Origin of the sequence: Flagellimonas cixiensis (genome assembly GCF_042134615.1) — a bacterium.
In the GTDB taxonomy this organism is placed as follows: Bacteria; Bacteroidota; Bacteroidia; order Flavobacteriales; family Flavobacteriaceae; genus Flagellimonas; species Flagellimonas cixiensis.
Window position 1 is genome coordinate 912,888 of sequence record NZ_CP169639.1, and the last position, 21,714, is coordinate 934,601.

15 protein-coding genes are annotated in these 21,714 nt (G+C 41.2%); 8 read left to right on the forward strand and 7 right to left on the reverse strand.

Annotation, left to right across the window (positions count from 1 at the left end; genetic code table 11):
- Nucleotides 1-24 precede the first annotated feature (24 nt).
- The 5 genes from gldM to topA all read right to left on the reverse strand — a co-directional run bounded on the left by gldM (nucleotide 25) and on the right by topA (nucleotide 7,561).
- Nucleotides 25-1,596: a gliding motility protein GldM gene (gldM, locus tag ABT310_RS04075; RefSeq protein ID WP_375325471.1), complete on the reverse strand. Its 1,572-nt coding sequence runs from the start codon at nucleotides 1,594-1,596 to the stop codon at nucleotides 25-27.
- A gap of 65 nt (nucleotides 1,597-1,661) precedes the next feature.
- Nucleotides 1,662-2,318, reverse strand: a complete 657-nt coding sequence (gldL, locus tag ABT310_RS04080; RefSeq protein WP_375325472.1) for a gliding motility protein GldL — start codon at nucleotides 2,316-2,318, stop codon at nucleotides 1,662-1,664.
- A 99-nt stretch (nucleotides 2,319-2,417) separates the two neighbouring features.
- Nucleotides 2,418-3,797 (reverse strand): gliding motility lipoprotein GldK, encoded by a 1,380-nt coding sequence (gldK, locus tag ABT310_RS04085; protein WP_375325473.1) that lies wholly within the window; start codon nucleotides 3,795-3,797, stop codon nucleotides 2,418-2,420.
- Between the two features lie 121 nt (nucleotides 3,798-3,918).
- Nucleotides 3,919-5,076 carry a formimidoylglutamase gene (locus tag ABT310_RS04090; RefSeq protein WP_375325474.1) on the reverse strand — a complete coding sequence of 386 codons (1,158 nt, stop codon included), beginning with the start codon at nucleotides 5,074-5,076 and terminating at the stop codon, nucleotides 3,919-3,921.
- A 1-nt stretch (nucleotide 5,077) separates the two neighbouring features.
- Nucleotides 5,078-7,561 carry a type I DNA topoisomerase gene (gene topA, locus ABT310_RS04095; RefSeq protein ID WP_375325475.1) on the reverse strand — a complete coding sequence of 828 codons (2,484 nt, stop codon included), beginning with the start codon at nucleotides 7,559-7,561 and terminating at the stop codon, nucleotides 5,078-5,080.
- A gap of 187 nt (nucleotides 7,562-7,748) precedes the next feature.
- Between topA and ABT310_RS04100 the strand changes: the two genes are divergently transcribed.
- Nucleotides 7,749-10,883: a WD40/YVTN/BNR-like repeat-containing protein gene (locus ABT310_RS04100; protein ID WP_375325476.1), complete on the forward strand. Its 3,135-nt coding sequence runs from the start codon at nucleotides 7,749-7,751 to the stop codon at nucleotides 10,881-10,883.
- A 70-nt stretch (nucleotides 10,884-10,953) separates the two neighbouring features.
- Here the strand turns inward: ABT310_RS04100 and ABT310_RS04105 are convergent, their stop codons facing one another.
- Entirely contained in the window at nucleotides 10,954-11,481 is a 528-nt protein-coding gene (locus ABT310_RS04105) for a hypothetical protein (RefSeq protein WP_375325477.1), read from the reverse strand.
- A 331-nt stretch (nucleotides 11,482-11,812) separates the two neighbouring features.
- Here ABT310_RS04105 and miaB point away from each other — a divergent pair, with 331 nt between their 5' ends.
- The 7 genes from miaB to groL all read left to right on the forward strand — a co-directional run bounded on the left by miaB (nucleotide 11,813) and on the right by groL (nucleotide 18,519).
- Nucleotides 11,813-13,276, forward strand: coding sequence for a tRNA (N6-isopentenyl adenosine(37)-C2)-methylthiotransferase MiaB (miaB, locus tag ABT310_RS04110; RefSeq protein WP_375325478.1), 1,464 nt, complete (start codon nucleotides 11,813-11,815; stop codon nucleotides 13,274-13,276).
- Nucleotides 13,277-13,370: 94 nt separating this feature from the next.
- Nucleotides 13,371-14,651 carry a sigma-54 interaction domain-containing protein gene (locus ABT310_RS04115; protein WP_375325479.1) on the forward strand — a complete coding sequence of 427 codons (1,281 nt, stop codon included), beginning with the start codon at nucleotides 13,371-13,373 and terminating at the stop codon, nucleotides 14,649-14,651.
- Nucleotides 14,652-14,677: 26 nt separating this feature from the next.
- Nucleotides 14,678-15,199 carry an LptE family protein gene (locus tag ABT310_RS04120; RefSeq protein ID WP_375325480.1) on the forward strand — a complete coding sequence of 174 codons (522 nt, stop codon included), beginning with the start codon at nucleotides 14,678-14,680 and terminating at the stop codon, nucleotides 15,197-15,199.
- 5 nt (nucleotides 15,200-15,204) lie between these two features.
- On the forward strand, nucleotides 15,205-16,071 hold the full coding sequence (locus ABT310_RS04125; RefSeq protein ID WP_375325481.1) for a hypothetical protein: 867 nt from the start codon (nucleotides 15,205-15,207) through the stop codon (nucleotides 16,069-16,071).
- 10 nt (nucleotides 16,072-16,081) lie between these two features.
- Nucleotides 16,082-16,441, forward strand: coding sequence for a preprotein translocase subunit SecG (secG, locus tag ABT310_RS04130; protein WP_375325482.1), 360 nt, complete (start codon nucleotides 16,082-16,084; stop codon nucleotides 16,439-16,441).
- Nucleotides 16,442-16,585: 144 nt separating this feature from the next.
- A complete protein-coding gene (gene groES, locus ABT310_RS04135; RefSeq protein ID WP_090291597.1) occupies nucleotides 16,586-16,864 on the forward strand; it encodes a co-chaperone GroES in 279 nt (92 codons plus the stop codon).
- Between the two features lie 23 nt (nucleotides 16,865-16,887).
- On the forward strand, nucleotides 16,888-18,519 hold the full coding sequence (gene groL, locus ABT310_RS04140; protein WP_090291599.1) for a chaperonin GroEL: 1,632 nt from the start codon (nucleotides 16,888-16,890) through the stop codon (nucleotides 18,517-18,519).
- A 348-nt stretch (nucleotides 18,520-18,867) separates the two neighbouring features.
- Here groL and ABT310_RS04145 read toward each other — a convergent pair whose 3' ends face one another.
- Entirely contained in the window at nucleotides 18,868-21,579 is a 2,712-nt protein-coding gene (locus ABT310_RS04145) for a M16 family metallopeptidase (protein ID WP_375325483.1), read from the reverse strand.
- Nucleotides 21,580-21,714 lie beyond the last annotated feature (135 nt).

Consider the following 21,714-nt stretch of genomic DNA (forward strand, 5'->3'; position numbering starts at 1 on the left):
TCACTTGTATACTTTTTATACTTCTTAGTTAGTAAGCTCAACCACAACTGGAGATACTTTTTTCAACTTGTAGCTCTTGTTGTTTGTGATGTAAGCTTGGATATCGAATATTTGAACGGCATCACCTCTACCTGCTCTTCTAAGTGCAGCTTTGGCTCTTGCATCCATTTTGTTTCCGTTAACCACTACTGTAGGCTGACCTGGCACTTTCACTTTGAACTGGCTAACAGCAAGGTTCAAATCGAAATCGAAGTCTTCCAACATAGCGCTTACTGTGGAAATCTCAAGGTTATTCTTAGGCATTTTTACGCTACCAGACTCACCACGTACAGTACCTGCTGGTCTTGGAATATCCTTGATACGGAATTCAGATTTGGTAGAGATTCCTTTACCATCTGGCAATGTACCAGAAGCTGTAATGGTCACTGTTCTACCTGTACCTGGATTCATGATGTACTGACTTCCACTTCTTCTGGTCAAACCAGCAGCAGAGGCAGATACTTTGTTATCAGGGATACCTGGAATGGAAATGGTCATCGGGTTGGCAACACCACGATACACTACGTTCATTTTATCTGCAGAGATAACTGCTGCGTTAGGCATTGAAATAGTGGCAAATGTATTGTTTACTTCTACTGGCACTTCATTACCATCTTGCATAAACGTCATGGTTCCTTTAATGGTGTGGTCACCAGGAGTACCGGCACTGATCAACATTTTGATACCACCAGCTTCCAATTCGTAATCTTTACCTTCTGTCAAAGCTCTACCGTCCAATGTCAATTCAGCTTTTACTGGAGTGGAAGTCTTGTCAGTTTTGCTAACAATGATCTTACCATCATACTTTTCACCAGAGTAGTATGCAGTTTTGGGTGCGGACAAAGCACTTGCAAAGTTCGTCAAGGATACAGCTTCTGTCAACTCACCTTCCAAAAGGGTTTTCAACACCTCTTGCTCAGTAGTTTTGATATCAGCTTGCAATTGGGTCATCTTGGTCAAAGAAGCCACCAATGGGAATCCCTCGTAGTGGTAGTTGATCCAATCTTGACGGGTTCCGTCTCTTTTCTCAACTTTACCATCTGCATCACCAGTTGCAAAACGGGCTTTTACGGCAGATTTCAAAGATTCGAACTTACCTTCTGGCAATGCATTGATCACGCCATCACGGTAACTGTTGATATACTCCATGAACTTTTTTCCTTCTGGGCCTAAATTGTCACCTTGAAAGAATTTTTGGTCCAAGTAATCTGATTTATCCATAACCACATAGTCTTTTGGGTCTTCCAAATCTGCGGTCATTTCTTTTTTCAAACCTTCCAAATAGCTGTAATAGTCATCTGAAAGTTCTTTTACTTTCTGAGCATCAGCGTAAAGTTCACCGTACTCTTCTTCGTTTTCTGAAGCTTTGGTTTCCAAGCTTGCAAAGAAGCTAGCGTTATTGGAATCCATGCTTGTATTGGAAGTTTCCAACTTTTCGTTCATCAGTCCGAAAGCTGCAAGTACTTCCTTGCTCATATTAAGGGCCAACATCGCGATGAAGATCAAGTACATAAGGTTGATCATCTTCTGACGTGGTGTTTGTTTTCCTCCTGCCATGTTTTCTAATTAGATTTTAAAATTAATTTGATTCGGGTTTGTTTTTTGTTGATTTAAACCTCTAATTAGCGATTACCGCCCATGGCTGTAAGCATACCACCGTATACTCCGTTCAAAGAAGATAGGTTCGTGGCCAAAGACTCCATTTGGTCTTTCAATGCACCTGCGTTCTGCACCACTTCTTCGTTGATAGAAGCTTGTCTGCTAGCGCTTTCCAATTGTACTTTGTACAAGCTGTTCAATGATTCCATTTGAGCTGCCGCATGTGACAATTCTTCGGAATACTTTTTAGTGTGCTGAATGGCATCTGTAGTTGGAGTGATATTCTTGGCGGCACCTTCAAAACTCTTAATACTTTCACCCAAGTTGGAGAAAAGCTCAGAATCGATTTTTGCTTCTTTAAGAAGACTATCCAATTTCTTGGAAAGAAGACCCTCGGCATCTTGGGCATCTTTAGCGTCTTGTTTTTTGGAAGCTGATTGTTGACCCCCGGCCAATTCTGGGTACACCAAAGACCAATCGTACTCATCGTCCACAGGTTCAAATGCAGAGATTGCAAAGATCAATGCTTCAGTAATAAGTCCAACTGCAAGAAGAAGTCCACCAGTTAGTGGTCCAAACTCCCAGTGAAGGATCTTGAACAATGCACCAATAATTACTACCGATGCCCCAAGCCCGTAGGCCATGTTAAACAGCTTTTTTGTTGATTTTGACTGTGCCATAATTCTAGTTTTAATTAAGTTATATAAAAAATAAGTATTTGGTTACTATACTATTACTTGTTAATTATATAATGTTCTCTGGTGTAATTTTCATTTATTTTATAATCCGCTTCTACTACCGTTGGCAGAATCTTCTTCTCCCATATAATCCTGAACGGTTCTAAAGCCGATGTAACTTCTTGCAGAATCTTGATACTCGTAATCACGGGTACTCACCTGAAGGAAGTAAGCCACATCTTTCCAAGACCCTCCGCGAATTACTTTGCGCTGATTGTCTTGTGAACCAATGTTCGGGTTCATAGTAGATAAATATTCATAGGCACCTGCATCAAAACTGGAATTCGTCCATTCCGATACATTACCGGCCATATTATATAGGTTGTATTCATTGGGTTCAAAAGACTTGGCTTCCACGGTGTAAAGCGCGGCATCGGCCGCATAATCTCCACGTTGGGGCTTAAAGTTGGCCATAAAACAACCTGTATCACTAATTACGTAAGGACCACCCCAAGGATAGGTACCTCCTTCGATTCCACCTCTGGCTGCGTATTCCCACTCTGCTTCGGTAGGCAATCTAAATTGGTTTACAAATTGTTTTCCACGAGACTTTTGATCATCGTTCTTAAATTTGGTTCTCCAGTTACAGAAAGCTTTGGCCTGCATCCAGTTTACCCCAACTACAGGATAATCACTGTAGGCATCGTGCCAAAAATAATCGTTGTGCATGGGCTCATTATAGGAATATTCAAAATCCCTGATCCATACGGTCGTATCTGGATAAATTTCCAATTCTTCGTGCTTGATGAAATCTTTACGGCTACCAGCTCTCGCTCTTGCAGCAGCTTCGATATCCATCCAGCTATACTTGTACTTTAATTTGGTTACATCTATGGAGCGCAACCCGTTATAACTTTCTTCTTCTGACAGATAAAGGGAATCCATTACCTCAGAATAGTACTCATCCGGATACTCAGAAGTATCCCAAATAAGGTCAACATCCTTGTTCAACGCTCTTCCTTCGTAACCTGTGGCTCCAAGACCTGCATAGTTGTCCAACATATACTTGTCATAGGCCGAAAGTTCGGTGGTATCCGTATCCTTAAAGGCATATTCTCCTATACCTTCATCTTCTGGACTGATCCCAAGTTCATCGGCCAAAATGGCCAATCTGGTTCTAACTATGGAATCTTTTACCCACTCTACAAACTGACGGTACTCACTGTTGGTGATTTCCGTGTCGTCCATATAAAAGGAACGAACCGTCACCGTTCTTGTAGGTGCGTTCAATACTTTTGCCTGGTCCTCTTCAGCTTTACCCATTACAAAGGCGCCTCGAGGAATCAATTCCATTCCATAGGGTTTCTCTGGATGCCACTTTTTTCCGCTGACCCCAACTAGTTCACCTTTTGACCTGGATTTAGACCCACAACTAGTGAGTAAAAAAACAAGAGCGAGAGATGAAAAGAATAGCTTTCTCATACTTTAGGTTAAATTGTTCGATTCAAGATTATAAACTGTGAAACACAAATTCATTACTCTCAAAACTGTATTTTGGATAATTTATTGTGTAAAAACAATTAATGCTCAAAAAAATAATTCTTTAGTTTAAGCCCTTTCTGTAGGCTTTGAACCACCTTTCTGGAATTTTCTGGTTGCAAGCATCCAAATAGTCCTCTTCGGTGCATGGTAATAACGCCACCGAATTTGATTTAGTATGATCTGCAAAAATAGATGGCACTTCTACCCACCATCTTTCCGTTACGTGGCTCTTGAAGAAGATGAGCTCCTCCGTATCGGTAGGTACTGTAAATTTTGTAAAGTCCTCACTCTTAGAGCTTGGGTATTCTTTTATCCTAAAACTCAACCCTTCCACAAAGTACCAAATGATCTGGGCAATCATTTGAAAAGCTTGATAAGAATTTTCGCCTTCGTAGATACCAAACAGCGAAACCCTATCGCTTATTCCGGCATATCGGGCTATGGCACATATCTCCCTGCCCGTGAATCCGTTGGGTGAAAAGTTTCTGGAACCACCCATTTCGGCACCACGAATTGCTCGTAAATCCAAACTAACAATATCGCTACTGCGCAAAACAGGTTCTGCCAATTCGATGTTATTTGCGATTTCACCCAAGCGATAGGCATCAAAAAAAAGACGTTCCATTAGGTCCATCTCTTCTTGGGCATTGAAATAACTTTGGTATCCTATATTGGAAAAATTGAAAAGGTTATTGGGTTTGTCCGTAATGATCTTACTCATATAGGAATGCGATGAGATCAGTTCGTCATCCTCACCAAAATCAAAACGGCTATCGATGGACACCAAATTCACCATATTTTTGATCTGATCAAAAGCGCGATAGGTGGGAAACGTAATATCCTGTGTCAAGCCAATTACTATAGGAATGATTTTTTCCTCAAGCAATCCGGCCACAATTTCCTTTACCACAAAGTAGGTATCCTCAACCGTATCCCCTTCCTCCACATCACCAATATCAATAATGTTGGAGTTCCAGTTTCCCATCATAAGGCGATACAATTGAATGCGGACCTCATCCACATCCAATTTTTCCGGTTTTTTCTCAAAGGCATTTCTGGATTCCAGCACGCCAAAAATGGCGACATCGGCATGTGCAAAGACGGGTAGTCCGTCTTTTTCGGTGTGCATATGAATATTTTTGCCAATGGCTTGTTGCGGCAACAGCTCGTTATGAGCCAACACTTTGTCCTTTACGGGAACCAGAAAATCGAATGCCATACTACTTCTTAGCTTTTGCTTTGGCTTTTTTCTTTGGTGCTTTCTTTTCCAGTAGGGCCTTCGCCTCTTCCAAAGTTACTTTGGATGCATCCACATCTTTGGTCAACTCCACTTTTACCCTACCTTTTATTATATTATGTCTGCCCCAACGGGCTTTTTCAATCCTAATTTTTTCTTCTGGCCATTCCTGAACCAATTTTTCGGCCTCTTTAATCTTTTTGGCCTCGATCAACTCATTGATGTCTGCTTGGGACAAATTATCAAAATCGTATTTCTTGTTCACATTGATGAACATGCCATCCCATTTAATAAAGGGACCAAATCGGCCTACCCCTTTGGTAACATCCTTACCCTCGTAAGTAGCAATAGGTGCATCGGCTTTTTGTTTTGCTTTGATCAGCTCAATAGCGCGATCCATATCCACATCAAATGCACTCTCTCCTTTGTCCAAAGAAATAAATTTCTTCCCAAAACGCACATAAGGACCAAATCGACCTACATTGGCCTCTACTTCTTCCCCTTCGTACTCCCCTAATTTTCTAGGAAGTTCAAAAAGGGTCATGGCTTCTTCAAAAGTAATGGTACCCAAAGATTGATCGGGCAATAAACTGGCAAACAGTGGCTTTTCTTCTTCGTCAACAGTACCTATCTGAACCATTGGACCAAATCGACCCAAACGCACAGAAACTTGACGGCCGGTTTTGGGATCAACCCCTAAAACTCGTTCACCGCTGGCTCGTTCTGCATTTTCTTCAACCTCGATGACATTGGGATGAAATTCTTTATAGAAATTCTCCATCATTTTTTGCCAATCTTCATCTCCTGAAGCGATTTCATCAAAATCTTCCTCTACCTGCGCGGTAAAGTTATAATCCAAAATTTGGGTGAAATGTGTTACCAAGAAATCGTTCACAATTATCCCAATATCGGTCGGGACCAACTTTCCTTTATCCGACCCCACCATTTCCGAAAGTTTGGTTTCAGCAACATTCCCACCTTCAAGAACCAACTGTATGTAGTTCCTTTCAGTGCCTTCCACCGTACCTTTTTCTACATATCCTCTATTTTGAATCGTTGAAATGGTAGGCGCATAGGTAGATGGTCTTCCGATTCCCAATTCTTCCAATTTCTTCACCAAGGAGGCTTCCGTAAATCGGTAAGGAGGTCTAGTAAACCTTTCTGTTGCGGAAATATATATGTTGTTCAAGGATTCCCCTACCGAAAGGGCAGGAAGCATTCCTTCTTGTTCTTCAATGTTATCTTCGTCGTCTGTACCCTCCAAATAAACTTTAAGAAAACCATCAAACTGAACCACTTCGCCATTGGCGGTAAACTCTTCTTGATGGGTGCTGGCCTTAATTTTCACATTGGTACGCTCCAACTGGGCATCACTCATTTGCGAGGCCAAAGTCCTTTTCCAAATCAGCTCGTACAATCTCGACTGGTCACGTTCCAATTGCGGACTTTGCAATTTCATGTCCGTAGGTCGGATTGCTTCGTGAGCTTCTTGGGCACCTTTTGTCTTACCCGTAAAGTTTCTGGTCTGACTGTATTCTTCCCCGTAGTTCTGAACAATAGCTTCCTTGGCCGCTGCAAGCGCTTCGTTGGAAAGGTTAACGCTATCCGTTCTCATATAGGTAATGAGACCAGCTTCGTAAAGGCGTTGTGCCACCTGCATGGTCCTACTAACCGAAAAATAAAGTTTTCTGGATGCCTCCTGTTGCAAGGTTGATGTTGTAAACGGAGGCGCAGGTGATTTTTTGGCTGGTTTTTTGGACAAATCTGCCACAGAAAAATCAGCACCGATATTATCCTTCAAAAAGGATTCTGCTTCTTTTTGGGTCGAGAAGGTTTTGTTCAGCTTTGCTGAAACCACACTTCCGTCCGCCGTTTTAAATTCTGCTTTAATTCGGAAAGAAGCTTCTGGTGTGAAACCTTCTATATCACGTTCACGTTCCACGATCAAACGAACTGCAACAGATTGCACACGTCCTGCGGAAAGTCCCGGTTTAATTTTTTTCCATAGCACGGGAGAGAGTTCGTAACCTACCAATCTATCCAACACCCTTCGTGCCTGTTGTGCATTTACCAAGTTATAGTTGATATCCCTTGGGTTTTCAATTGCTTTTTGGATGGCAGATTTGGTAATAGAGTTAAAAACAATACGCTTGGTCTTGCTTTTGTCCAACCCCAATTCCTCGGCCAAGTGCCAAGAAATGGCTTCTCCCTCACGGTCCTCATCACTCGCGAGCCAAATAGTTTCGGCTTTGTTCGCAAGATCTTTAAGTTTTTTCACCAAGGCTTTTTTCTCCTTGTCTACCGTATATTTTGGTTTGAATTGGTTGTCCACATCTACACCGAGTTCTTTGGAAGGAAGGTCGACAATATGTCCAAAACTCGATTCAACTTGATACTCTTTCCCTAGAAATCGCTCTATGGTCTTCGCCTTTGCAGGAGACTCTACAATAACTAAATTCTTTGGCATGCACTGGGTTTTGTGGTAACAAAAGTATATTAAAATTTAAACTTAAGCATTCAACGCCTTGCTTTTGACAGTAAAATAAAAAAAATATGGTCCAAAATCCCTTAACCTATATAATTGAAAACCATATGACCGACTAGGTTAAAATATTCCGTATTTTTAGAAAGACTAATTCAATAACTCGACTAAAATGACCAACCGAATTTGGATACTGGCACTAGCCGTGCTCTGTATCTTTCCCGCCCATGCGCAACGCAAAAAAAACAAAACTACAACCCAATACGACCAAAGCCTTTACAATGGAATGGAATGGCGAATGGTCGGACCCCACCGTGGTGGCCGCGCCGGAACCGTAACAGGAGTAGCCGATGACCCTAACCTGTATTATATGGGAACCGCAGGTGGTGGTGTTTGGAAAACAACCGATGCCGGTAGTTCTTGGGAATGTATATCCGATGGCTATTTCGGAGGCTCCATTGGTGCCGTGGCCGTGGCTGAATCTGACCCTAACATTATTTATGTGGGTGAAGGTGAACAAACCCTCCGTGGCAACGTTTCATCAGGACACGGACTTTGGAAAAGTTTGGATGCTGGTGAAACTTGGCAATTTATTGGCCTGGAAGGTTCCGAACACATAGCCCGTATCCGCGTCCACCCTAAAAATCCAGACATTGTTTACGTAGCAGCCATTGGAAATCTCTGGAAGCCCAACGAAACTCGCGGCGTATTTCGCTCCATTGATGGTGGCAAAAACTGGGAAAAAATTCTTTACATCAGTGATAAAGCAGGTGCGGGAGATTTGATTTTGGACCCCAACAACAGTCGTATTATTTATACCGCCACTTGGCAAATGAAACGAAATGGGTATCGTATGGATAGCGGTGGACCCGATAGCAGAATGTTTAAAAGTACCGACGGCGGTGACACTTGGACCGATATTTCGGAAAATTCAGGATTGCCAGGTTTTCCTTGGGGTATTGTAGGCCTTACCGTTTCTCCAATTGATTCCGATCGGGTATTTGCCATTATCGAAGCTGAAGAGGGAGGTGTTTTCCGTTCCGATGATGCTGGAAAAACTTGGCAAAAAGTAAATACCAACCGTGGCTTGAGACAACGTGCTTGGTATTATTCCAGAATTTATGCGGACACCCAAAACATCGACAAGGTTTGGGTAATGAATGTAAGTTATGGGGTTTCCACCGATGGAGGAAAGACCTTTACCTTAAAAAATGCACCACACGGAGACCATCACGACCTTTGGATTGACCCCAACAACAATCAAAGAATGATCATTGCCGATGATGGTGGCGCCCAAATCTCAAATGATGGTGGAAACAATTGGACCACCTATTACAACCAACCTACCGCACAGTTTTACCGTATTGCAACCGACAGCATTTTCCCATATCGCATTTATGGAGCCCAGCAGGACAATACCGCTTTGCGTATTTCGCATAGAACCTCCGGCAGTTCCATAACCGAAGATGATTGGGAACCCACCGCAGGGGGTGAAAGTGCACATTTGGCACCCGACCCAAAAAACAATCAATTGGTGTATGGCGGAACTTATAAAGGGTATATGAACCGTTTGGACCACACCACTGGGCAAACCATTTCTACCAACGTTTGGCCCGACAACCCCGCTGGCTCAGGAGCGGAAATCATGAAATATCGTTTCAACTGGAACTACCCGGTAACGTTTAGCCGACATGATTCCAATGTACTTTATGCAGGTTCCAATTATTTACATGCATCGACCGATGGAGGTCAGTCTTGGAAAAATATTTCACCAGACCTCACCCGTGGTATTCCAGAAACCATTATGTCTTCCGGTGGGCCTATCACCCAAGACAATACCGGGGCTGAATTTTACTCCAACATTTTTGTGATCAGTGAATCCATTTTGGAAAAAGGAGTGATTTGGACTGGAAGTGACGATGGAATGATTCACGTTACCCGCGATAATGGCACCACTTGGGAGGATGTGACACCACCTGCTAGCATGTCTCCAAAATTAAATATGATCAATTGTATAGATCCAAGTCCATTTGACCCCGGAACTGTTTATGTTGCAGCTTCCTCGTACAAATTCGGGGATTACACGCCTTATTTATATAAGACGGAGGACTACGGTAAATCTTGGAAACTGATTACCAACGGAATCAAAGAAAACTATTATACCAGAGCCATCCGTTCAGACAAAACAAGAAAAGGATTGTTATACGCAGGTACCGAATGGGGCATGTATGTTTCTTTTGATGATGGTGAAAATTGGACGCCTTTCCAATTGAATTTGCCCGTTACCGCCATTCGCGATCTTCATGTTAGGGACAACGACCTTATCGCCGCCACACACGGTAGAAGCTTTTGGATGATCGATGACCTTACGCCGCTACAACAACTTTCCGATGAAGTATCCCAAAGTGATTTTTATCTGTACAAGCCAGACATGGCTTACCGAATGCACCAAGATCGCGCTTGGCGAGCTGCCGATACAAAATTAGTCGGAGAAAACCACCCTGATGGAGCTATTATCAATTATTACATCAAGGACCTGAAAGATTCCGATACCGTTGAATTGGATATTTTAGAAATGGACGGAAGTGTAATCCAAAGTTTTTCCAATAAGGCCAAACCTATAAAATTGGACCCCTCCAGCACTCAAAAATTAAAAGTGAAATCTGGTGGAAATCGATTTGTTTGGAACACTAGATATCCTGGTTTCAAAGAATTTGAGGGAATGGTATATTACTCTTCACCTAATGTTGGGCCAAAAGCAGTACCCGGAAATTATAAAGTAAGACTTACCGTCAACGGTAGCTCTACAGAAGAAACCTTCTCCATTGTTAAAGATCCAAGAATCGAGATGAGTCAAAGCGATTACCAAGCTCAGTTTGACTTTTTGATCAAGGTTCGAGATCAAGTAACCCGTGCCAATAACGCCATTATAAATATCAGAAACATTAAAAAGGATCTGGCCTATCTAAAAGAGAAAACAAAGGGTAATGCCGAGATTCAAAAAATGGCCGACGAATTTGAAACTGAGCTTTCCGTGATTGAAAACAACATTCACATGACCAAAAACCAAAGTCGACAAGATCCTTTGAACTTTGGTATCCGAATCAACAACCGAATTGCTTTCCTATTGGCCGACTCGCAACGTGGTGACCAAAAACCAACCAAACAGGCTCAAGAGTTTTTTGTGGAGGTCACTAAAGAACTCGACAAGGAAATCAACGCCCTTAATACTTTGGTTAAAGAAAAAGCAGGTATGATCAATGAAAAGGTAGAAGAAAATCAAATCAAAATGATTTCAACTCAATAATTGAATACCTCTATAAATAACAAAACGCCCTTTTAAAAAAGGGCGTTTTGCAATTAAAATATCTTATTGTTTAAACATCCATAGAAATACCCACGGTGTCTTTATATATAAAGTAGGTTGGAATTCTACTAAACATGGCGGTAAAAAAGACACCAACCAAACAAAGTATAACCCCCAGTTGTGCCACTAAACTGGCAACAAGAACCAAAAGAAATATCATCAACCAATTTTTATTACCAAGCTTAAAACCTGATTTTACAATTTCTAGGGCGCTAAGTTCTTTATCAAAGGCAAAAAATGCAGGAAACAAAGACATGGGCACCATCAAATAAATTATCCCAAGTCCACAGGTAAGAACTCCTAAAATTGACAAGCCAACCATAATTAAAGAAAGAACCAATGCTTTGGACAAATATTCTTTTTTGAAGTAATAAAAGTAATCGTCCGTACCTGTTTCATTTAAATCATATTTTCTACAAATCCGCAAAAATGCAGCATTCAAACAAACACCAATAGTCATCATGCCAATCATAGAAATGGGCATCATGAATGACATTGTAAGGGCCAACATTGGAGGAATTTCCTTTTGATCAATCATATTTGGGTCACTTATACCCATGGCTAGCATCGGCAGATAAACCAATAGATAAAAGGGTATTACGCATACAATGGACAACAATAAAGTAATGAACCCTTGAAGCCATACTTTTTTAAAAAGCGCTACGGAATTGTTAAAAACATTCCCGAAATCTACAGGAGCACTATTATTGATTCTTTCGGAAAGATTACTGAAATTCATTTTGAATAAAGGTTAGGTTTTGAGTTTGAAGGTAACACTAACAGCTGATTCAACAATATATTATTAAAAAACACTGACATATTGTCACTAAATTGGAATAAGCACTATCTTTGCACCCCATTGCAAACATATGATCAAGGAAGAAAGCGTAGAAAAGATAATTGACGAAAGCCAGCAAGGAAGTGCACTGGCCTTGGAGACCAATTCAAAAAACAACCGTAAACTCTATATTGAGAGCTATGGCTGTCAAATGAATTTCTCCGACAGTGAAATAGTGGCCTCCATTTTGGCCAAGGAAGGTTTCAATACCACCCAAAATTTGGACGATGCCGATTTGGTTTTGGTGAACACTTGCTCCATTCGGGAAAAAGCTGAACAAACTGTACGTAAGCGTTTGGAAAAATTCAACGCTGTAAAAAAGACCAATCCATCCATGAAAGTGGGAGTTTTAGGTTGTATGGCGGAACGATTGAAAAGCAAATTCTTGGAAGAGGAGAAAATTGTGGATATGGTTGTTGGGCCCGACGCCTACAAAGACCTTCCCAACCTAATTCAAGAAATAGATGAAGGAAGAAATGCCGTTAATGTCATTCTTTCCAAAGACGAAACTTATGGGGATGTAGCTCCCGTTCGACTGAACTCCAATGGAGTTTCCGCCTTTGTATCCATTACCCGTGGATGCGATAATATGTGCACCTTTTGTGTGGTGCCTTTCACTCGTGGACGCGAACGTAGCCGTGACCCTCAATCCATTTTGGAAGAAGTAAACGATCTTTGGGAAAAAGGCTTCAAAGAAATCACCCTTTTGGGCCAAAATGTGGACAGCTACCTTTGGTATGGTGGCGGATTGAAAAAGGATTACGATAAGGCTTCGGACATGCAAAAAGCCACTTCGGTCAATTTTGCTAAACTTTTGGAGCTTGTGGCCGAGGCGCAACCAAAAATGCGTATTCGATTTTCCACTTCCAACCCTCAAGATATGACCTTGGATGTCATCGAATCCATGGCCAAATACGAAAATATCTGTAAATACATCCACCTGCCCGTTCAAAGTGGCAGCAACCGTATTTTAAAAGCGATGAACCGCTTACACACCCGAGAGGAATATTTTGAATTGATCGACAACATCAAAAAAATTATTCCCGATTGCGCCATTAGCCAAGATATGATCACTGGTTTCCCAACAGAAACCGAAGAAGATCACCAAGATACCCTGAGCTTGATGGAATACGTGAAATACGACTTCGGTTTCATGTTTGCCTATTCAGAAAGACCTGGAACCTTGGCTGAGCGAAAAATGGAAGACGATGTTCCCGAGGCGACCAAGAAAAGACGATTGACGGAAATCATTGAAATTCAACAAAAACATAGCCTATACCGCACCCAAGAGCACGTTGGAAAAGTGGAAGAAGTACTTATAGAGGGTACTTCCAAAAAATCCGATGCACACTGGATGGGTAGAAATTCACAAAACACCGTAGTGGTTTTTCCAAAGGAAAACTACAAAGTGGGTGAATTTGTAAACGTGAAAATCAACGAATGCACTTCTGCAACCCTACTTGGAGAAGCAGTGGGATATTCTAAAAATAATTAATAACCTTTTGAATTCTTGTATGGTGCTTCGACTCCGCTCAGCAACCTTTCGAAATTCAAAAAAATAGGATTCCTGCCTTTGCAGGAATGAAAATATGGAAAGCATTCAATCCATAAAACAACGATTCGAGATCATTGGCAACGATGTTAAACTCAATCGTGCGATAGAAAAAGCCATTCAAGTGGCTCCGACCGACATTTCTGTTTTGGTAACTGGTGAAAGTGGGGTGGGAAAAGAATCCATTCCTAAAATCATACACTCACTTTCACACCGCAAACATGCCAAATACATCGCGGTAAACTGTGGAGCGATTCCAGAGGGCACCATCGACAGTGAATTGTTCGGTCACGAAAAAGGAGCCTTTACCGGAGCCACACAAACCCGAAGCGGTTATTTTGAAGTGGCCGATGGCGGAACCATCTTTTTGGACGAAGTGGGAGAACTTCCGTTGACCACCCAAGTTCGACTTCTACGCGTTTTGGAAAACGGAGAATTTTTAAAAGTAGGATCCTCTCAAGTTCAAAAAACGGATGTTCGGATTGTAGCGGCCACCAATATTAATATGTTCGAGGCCATTAAAAAGGAAAGATTCCGTGAAGACCTGTACTATCGTTTGAGCACGGTGGAGATTAGTTTGCCAGCACTTCGGGACAGACAGGAAGACATTCACCTCCTTTTTAGAAAGTTTGCTTCCGATTTTGGACAGAAATACAAAATGCCAACCATCCGTTTGGACGATCAGGCCATTCAGGTGTTATTACGATATCGTTGGCCCGGAAACGTGAGACAATTGCGAAACATTGCAGAGCAAATTTCGGTGCTGGAAGAAAACAGGACCATTTCCGCAGCCACACTCAGCGGTTATTTGCCCAATGCCACTGGTTCCAATCTGCCCGCGGTAGTTGAAAGCAATAAAAAAGAAAGCGATTTTAGCAACGAGCGTGAAATTTTGTACAAGGTACTTTTTGATATGAAAAGTGACCTGAACGATTTAAAAAAGCTCACCCTTGAGTTGCTGAAAGACAATGATTCGGCCAAAGTTCAGGAAGAAAATGAAAGTTTGATCCGTAAAATTTATGGCGATGATGAGGAGGAAGATATAGACCACGAAGAAACAGTGCCTACCAAACTCCTGCACCTTCCCGAACCCATTGTGGAAGCCTCCCCTTCAACTTTGGCACCACAACCTCAAGAAGATCGCTATCATTTTGCCGAAGAAATTGAAGAAGAAGAAACCCTATCTTTACAGGAAAAGGAAATTGAACTGATCAAAAAATCGCTGGAGCGAAACAAAGGTAAACGTAAAGCTGCCGCTGCAGAATTGGGCATTTCCGAACGAACACTGTACCGAAAAATAAAACAATACGATCTTTGATCTTGCGCCAAATACATTTAAAGTATATGACATTATTTAATAAAGGTAACGTTGCTCTTTTAAGTTTGTTCCTCTTTTTATCTGGATGTGGAGCTTATAATTTTTCAGGTGCCGATGTTGGCGATGCACAAACCTTTCAGGTGAACTTTTTTCAGAATTACGCAGACCAGACTCCAGGTTCCACCATTGTACCAGGATTAGATCGCGATTTTACATTGGCCCTTCAGGATATGATCAACAACCTGACCAGTCTTTCGCTCACGGGATCGAATGGAGATTTAATCTACGAAGGGGAAATTGTGGAATACAAAGTGGTTCCGATGACGGCCACCGCCGACCAACGAACCTCACAAAACCGACTGACCATGAGTGTCAATGTTCGGTTTTTCAATACCAAAAAAGAAGAAAATGATTTTGAGCGAAGATTTTCCTTCTTTTACGATTTTGATGCCGCAGCATCCTTGCCATCGATTCAAGCAGCGGCCCACGAAGAAATTTTTGAACGGTTGACGCAGGACATTTTTAATGCCTCTTTAGGTAATTGGTAGCATTTATGAACGTTTCAGATTTTATACATATTCTTCAAAATTCCAATACCATCCTATCCCCAAAGCAAACAAGGGACTTGGAAGATATTATTGAAGAGTACCCCTATTTTCAGGCGGCTAGGGCATTGCATTTAAAGGGACTCAAAAATCTGGACAGCTACAAATACAATAACGCTTTAAAAGTAACTGCAGCCCATACTGCGGACCGCGATGTGCTTTTCGATTATATCACCTCAAAGGAATTCATTCAAAACAATATTGCCGACGCCATTGCAGGACGAGGTTCCAAATTGGAAGACCAAGATGCTGTTTCGGAAGAAATTGCACCGAATCCGAACACAGAAACCATGTTGTTCGAATCAAACGAACCGGCATTGCCACAAAACATTAAAGATGCTGAACAAATTTTGAATCCAAAATTGTTCAAGACCAAAGAAACGGAGGAAGAAAAGCAGGAAACAAAAAACGATTTGAACATTGGCAAACCCATTCCTTTCACCAAAAAGGAAAAACACTCGTTTACCGAATGGCTCCAACTGACGAATAAAACAGAAGAAGAACCGGAAACTGAAACCAATGTGATGGACGAATTGGAGCGCAAGAAAAAATTTGAGCTCTTGGACAAATTCATTCAGAACAACCCCAAAATTGTCCCCAAGGAATCCAACCAAAAAATCAACATTAAGGAGTCAACCAAAATTGATCATAACGAGTTGATGACAGAGACTTTGGCCAAGGTTTATTTAGAGCAAAAGAAGTACAAAAAGGCCATTCAAGCTTTTAAAATATTGAGTTTGAAATATCCAGAAAAAAGTGGTTTCTTTGCAGACCAAATTCAGGCGGTGAAGAAGCTGCAGAAAGAAAAAGATTAAGTTTTAAGATATGAGCACGTTTGCAATTTTTTTGGTATTGATTATTATCGTGTGCCTTTTGTTGATTTTGGTGATTATGGTCCAAAACCCTAAAGGTGGTGGGTTATCTTCATCCTTTGGCGGAAGTGGTAATCAAGTAGTTGGCGGTGTAAAAAAGACCGGCGACTTTTTGGACAAGAGTACTTGGACCCTTGCCACTTTGTTGATTGTTTTGATTTTGCTTTCCAATGTTTCCTTAAAAGGAAACTACAGCCAGGCAGACTCTAAATTGTTGGACGGTAACGATACCGAAATCCCAGAAACAATTCCAGAAGAAGTACCAGAACAAGTACCTGCTACGACACCAAGTCCTGCAGATACTATCGGATAAAATAAGTGACATCACTTGAAAAAATGCCAGCTTGAATGACAAGCTGGCATTTTTATTTTCCAGAATGTCAGGTTTTGTGCATTGGCATAATTTCTGCCCTTTAGATTCCTGAATTTTTAAAACAAACACCTAAAAATTATAAATATGGCTAAATTAAATATCAGACCATTGGCAGACAGGGTTTTGATCGAGCCGCTTCAGGCCGAGACCACAACTGCCTCCGGTATCATCATCCCGGACAACGCTAAGGAAAAACCACAAAAAGGCACTGTAGTGGCCGTGGGTCCTGGAACCAAAGATGAAAAATTAACGGTTTCCGTTGGTGATACTGTGCTTTATGGAAAATATGCCGGTACCGAACTTAAGTTCGATGGCACCGACTATTTAATGATGCGCGAGAGTGATATTTTGGCAATTGTTTAATTAAAAAAATCAACTAGAAAGAAATGGCAAAAGATATTAAGTTTGATATTGAAGCACGTGACGGACTAAAACGTGGCGTTGACAAATTGGCCGAGGCGGTAAAAGTAACCTTGGGGCCAAAAGGTAGAAATGTTATCATCAGCAAATCTTTTGGTGCTCCTCAAGTAACCAAAGATGGTGTTTCTGTAGCAAAAGAAATCGAATTGGAAGACGCCCTTGAAGATATGGGTGCACAAATGGTAAAGGAAGTTGCTTCCAAAACCAACGACCAAGCAGGTGACGGTACCACTACCGCAACTGTTTTGGCACAAGCTATCGTAAAAGAAGGTCTTAAAAACGTTGCTGCCGGTGCAAATCCCATGGATTTGAAAAGAGGTATCGACAAAGCTGTTGAAGCTTTGGTAGGAGACTTGGAAAAACAAACCAAAGAAGTAGGCAACAACTCTGATAAGATCAAACAAGTTGCCTCTATCTCTGCAAACAACGATGAAACTATCGGTGATTTAATTGCAACCGCTTTTACCAAAGTAGGAAAAGAAGGTGTGATCACTGTTGAAGAAGCAAAGGGTACCGATACTTACGTTGATGTTGTTGAAGGTATGCAGTTCGACAGAGGATACCTTTCTCCTTACTTTGTTACCGATACTGACAAAATGATCGCTGACTTGGAGAACCCTTACATTCTTCTTTTCGACAAGAAAATCTCCAACTTGCAAGAAATTCTTCCAATTCTTGAGCCAGTAGCGCAATCAGGAAGACCACTTTTGATCATTGCTGAAGATGTAGAAGGTCAAGCCCTTGCCACTTTGGTAGTGAACAAATTGAGAGGTGGACTTAAAATTGCCGCTGTTAAAGCTCCTGGATTTGGTGATAGAAGAAAAGCTATGTTGGAAGACATTGCTATTTTGACAGGTGGTACTGTAATCTCTGAAGAAAGAGGTTTCACTTTGGAAAATGCTTCTTTGGACATGTTGGGTACTGCTGAAACCGTAACCATCGATAAGGACAATACCACTATCGTAAACGGTAACGGAAATGCCGATGACATCAAAGCTAGAGTAAACCAAATCAAAGCGCAGATCGAGACTACAACATCTGACTACGATAAGGAAAAATTGCAAGAGCGTTTGGCTAAATTAGCCGGTGGTGTTGCTGTTCTTTACGTTGGTGCTGCTTCTGAAGTGGAAATGAAAGAGAAGAAAGACCGCGTAGACGATGCTTTACACGCTACCCGTGCCGCTGTTGAAGAAGGTATCGTAGCTGGTGGTGGTGTTGCATTGGTAAGAGCAAAACAAGTATTGGAAACATTGACCACTGACTCCTTGGATGAAACCACTGGGGTTCAGATCGTAGCCAAAGCTATTGAAGCTCCATTGCGTACCATCGTTGAAAATGCTGGTGGTGAAGGTTCCGTAGTGATCTCTAAAGTGTTGGAAGGTAAAAAAGACTTTGGCTACGATGCCAAATCTGACCAATACGTGGATATGCTTAAGGCTGGAATCATCGATCCTAAGAAAGTAACCCGTATCGCATTGGAAAATGCGGCTTCTGTTGCCGGTATGATCTTGACTACCGAGTGTGCATTGACCGATATTAAGGAAGATGCTCCTGCGATGCCTCCAATGGGAGGTGGCGGAATGCCAGGAATGATGTAAGATCATCCTAATTCGGATTAAAATAGAAACGCCCCGATTTTCATCGGGGCGTTTTTTTTGCATCTTAAGTAAATGGCTCTTGGAGCCAAAAATCACCTAGTTACTTCTTTTTACCAGTAGCTTGGGTGGTCTTCTTTGCAACAGTTTTAACCGCTTTTGCAGGAGATGACTTTCCGTTTGACTTTGCTTGTTTCATCAGTCAATAAATTAAAAAACTGATGTAAATGTATTCCAGTTTTGGATCTGTAGATTTTTGTTGGCTAAATATTAACTAAAATTTTAACGCGTTATTTTCAAATAAAGTAACACCCCTTAAAATGGGGTGTCAAAATATTGATTTAAAGACTTTTATTTAAAATCACCCCCGTTTACAATGGTCCATTCTGAAAATGGTTTGATGTACTTTTTAATGGCCTTGTTCACATCTTCTTTGGTCAAAGATTTCATTTTGGCCTCCATGTCCTTATGAAAATCCATGGTTCGATAATAATAAATATTATTATTCACCAATGAAGAAAGTTCATTGTCCTTTGCACGTGAAACCGTCTGTCCTTGAATCCATCCATTAACAGCATTATCAAATTCCTCATCTGTTATGCCATCTGCAATATAACGGTCCAATTCCTCTTTGAAGCCAAGTTGTACTTTCTCCAAATTATCTGGATTATAAATGGCGTATAAGAAAATGGAACTGTTTTTATCCTCTTGATCGCCATCGGCACCAAAATTTGCCCCTACACCATAACTTACCCCATCCTTTTGACGAAGTCTATCCGCAAATCTAGAGTTCAAAAATCCACCTCCTAGTATTTCTCCCGCAATGATCATGGCAGGGTAATCGTCATCATACTGGCTCATTTCTACAGCCAAGGTGCCATAGGTAACCGCATTCTTTTTATCAGGCGTAATAATGTTCTCATTAACGGCCTTATTTTTTTTGAATGGATCTTTAATTTCGGCATAGCTCACTTCACTTTCAAAGCCTTTGAAGTTTTCCTCCATAAAAGATTTTAGGGCTTCGGAATCAAAGTTTCCTATAGTAACCAGTGTACTTCTGCCCAACCCATAGAATTTACCATAGAAGTCGACCAAATCTTGTCTCGTAACCGTATTTATTGCTTCAATTTGCTCATCCAAAGTCATACTGTACAATGGGTGTCCTTTAGGATAGGTCTGGTTTATTTCATTCAATCTCATGGAAGCCAAAAACCCTGGTTCAGCTCTGTTTCTTTCAATCCCTGCCAAGCGTTCAGCCTTCAATTTACTCAACTCACCCTCATCAAACGATGGGTTTTTAATGATTTCAGCCAACAATGCCATGGTACCCATTAAGTTTTCCTCTGTGGATTCCACCGAGCAATAAACATTGCCATTGCGGGCATAAAACCTCAAGGATGATTTCAACTTGCTTAGTTCGTCTTCAATTTCCTGTCTGGATTTAGTAGTGGTTCCTTTATCCAACATAGATGCCGTAAAAGATGGAACCATGCCTTGGTTCATTAAACTGTTTACGTCGCCATTTCTCATATTGAAACTTAGGATTACTGTTTGGCCACGATTGTCCTTTTCGATAAATCCATATTCAATTTTATCCAATAATTTACCCGTCTCAAGTCTACTTTCGATATTATCGTAAGAAACATCAAATGCCTCTCCTGTTCCCTTATCTTCTTTTCCTTTATAATCTGCCACTAGGGCCTCTACATTCTCGGGGTGTGGAATAGCAACCCTTACAGGTTCTTTTGTTGGCACAAATCGACCTAAGGTTCTATTGCTTGGAATCAGATATTTTTTCATAACCGTATTGGCTTCGTCCAAGGTCAATGCCTCTACTCTATCTCTATGGATAAAAGATAATCTCCAATCACCGGCACCGATGAATTCACTCATGTAGCGACCCAAATAGCTCGAATTTCTATTGATTTCATCCATCTCTTTTAAAAGATTCGCTTTCGCACGATCTAATTCCTCTTGGGTAATTGGTTCCAAACTGTCTAAGGTCGATTTTACAATTTGCTCTACTTCGTCAGCATTTTTATCGGAAGGCACATCAATATTTATATAAAGGAAACCTGGCTCTTTGGTGAAAGGAGCAAAAGACCATAAAGACGATGCTTTTTGAGTTTCAATCAACTTGTTGTAGAGTCTTCCTGATGGGGTATCGTTCAATATATTGTCCACCACTGCAATGGCCGCATAATCCTCATCAGCACCAGCGGGTGTATGGTACAGTGCGGAAACTATCTGCAAATCACCAACTCTGGAAACAGTTACATATCGCTCCCCATCTTGTTCGGGCTCTTCGGTATAAGAATCCCGTAAAGGAACATTTGGAGCTTTAAGGTCACCAAATTTCTTTTGAATCAAATCCAAGACCTTGTCTTCCTCAAACTTTCCAGTCACCATCAAGACCGCATTGTCGGGGCGGTAGAATTTTTTGTAGAATGCTTGTAGGTTTTCAATGGGCACTCTTTCAATATCCGACCTATTTCCAATGGTACTGCTTCCGTAATTGTGCCATTCGAAGGCTACATTGGTTACCTTTTTCAATAGAACGCCTGTTGGATTGTTTTCTCCACTTTCAAATTCATTTCGAACAACAGTAAATTCAGATTCTAAATCTTCCTTGGCTATAAAAGAGTTCATCATACGGTCGGCCTCTAAATCAAGGGCCCAATCCAAATTCTCGTCGGTTGCATTAAACGTTTCAAAATAATTGGTCCGATCGTACCAAGTCGTGCCATTGGGTCGAGCACCGTGTGATGATAATTCCTTTGGAATATCTGGGTGGTCGGGTGTACCCTTGAAGACCATGTGCTCCAATAAATGCGCCATGCCCTTTTCTCCATACCCTTCATGTCTGGACCCTACAAGGTAGGTGATGTTTACGGTAATGGTCTGGGAAGAGTTGTCTGGAAACAGAAGTACCTTAAGCCCGTTTTCCATCTGGTATTCAGTGATACCTTCAACTGTTGCGACCTTTTTTATTTGGCCAATTACTGTTAAGGATGATGCCAAAAAAATGGACATCAAAAATCTTTGTAAGAATTTTTTCTGCATTTTTTAAGTTTTATGGTTAATGGAATAGTCTTTAAACTTATGGAAAAAATTGATAATCAGACTTCTAATGATTATTAAATTTTCATCAAACTATTCGAAAACCTAGAAAAAATGCAAAAAAAAGCTCCTTTAAAG

What these genes read in the sequence shown, in the direction of transcription:
- secG (WP_375325482.1), top strand. Translation starts at nt 16,082, where the DNA reads ATGAGCACGTTTGCAATTTTTTTGGTATTGATTATTATCGTGTGCCTT.
- groES (WP_090291597.1), top strand. Translation starts at nt 16,586, where the DNA reads ATGGCTAAATTAAATATCAGACCATTGGCAGACAGGGTTTTGATCGAG.
- ABT310_RS04105 (WP_375325477.1), bottom strand. Translation starts at nt 11,481, where the DNA reads ATGATTGATCAAAAGGAAATTCCTCCAATGTTGGCCCTTACAATGTCA.
- gldM (WP_375325471.1), bottom strand. Translation starts at nt 1,596, where the DNA reads ATGGCAGGAGGAAAACAAACACCACGTCAGAAGATGATCAACCTTATG.
- topA (WP_375325475.1), bottom strand. Translation starts at nt 7,561, where the DNA reads ATGCCAAAGAATTTAGTTATTGTAGAGTCTCCTGCAAAGGCGAAGACC.
- ABT310_RS04120 (WP_375325480.1), top strand. Translation starts at nt 14,678, where the DNA reads ATGACATTATTTAATAAAGGTAACGTTGCTCTTTTAAGTTTGTTCCTC.
- ABT310_RS04090 (WP_375325474.1), bottom strand. Translation starts at nt 5,076, where the DNA reads ATGGCATTCGATTTTCTGGTTCCCGTAAAGGACAAAGTGTTGGCTCAT.
- gldK (WP_375325473.1), bottom strand. Translation starts at nt 3,797, where the DNA reads ATGAGAAAGCTATTCTTTTCATCTCTCGCTCTTGTTTTTTTACTCACT.
- ABT310_RS04145 (WP_375325483.1), bottom strand. Translation starts at nt 21,579, where the DNA reads ATGCAGAAAAAATTCTTACAAAGATTTTTGATGTCCATTTTTTTGGCA.
- ABT310_RS04125 (WP_375325481.1), top strand. Translation starts at nt 15,205, where the DNA reads ATGAACGTTTCAGATTTTATACATATTCTTCAAAATTCCAATACCATC.
- groL (WP_090291599.1), top strand. Translation starts at nt 16,888, where the DNA reads ATGGCAAAAGATATTAAGTTTGATATTGAAGCACGTGACGGACTAAAA.
- miaB (WP_375325478.1), top strand. Translation starts at nt 11,813, where the DNA reads ATGATCAAGGAAGAAAGCGTAGAAAAGATAATTGACGAAAGCCAGCAA.
- ABT310_RS04100 (WP_375325476.1), top strand. Translation starts at nt 7,749, where the DNA reads ATGACCAACCGAATTTGGATACTGGCACTAGCCGTGCTCTGTATCTTT.
- ABT310_RS04115 (WP_375325479.1), top strand. Translation starts at nt 13,371, where the DNA reads ATGGAAAGCATTCAATCCATAAAACAACGATTCGAGATCATTGGCAAC.
- gldL (WP_375325472.1), bottom strand. Translation starts at nt 2,318, where the DNA reads ATGGCACAGTCAAAATCAACAAAAAAGCTGTTTAACATGGCCTACGGG.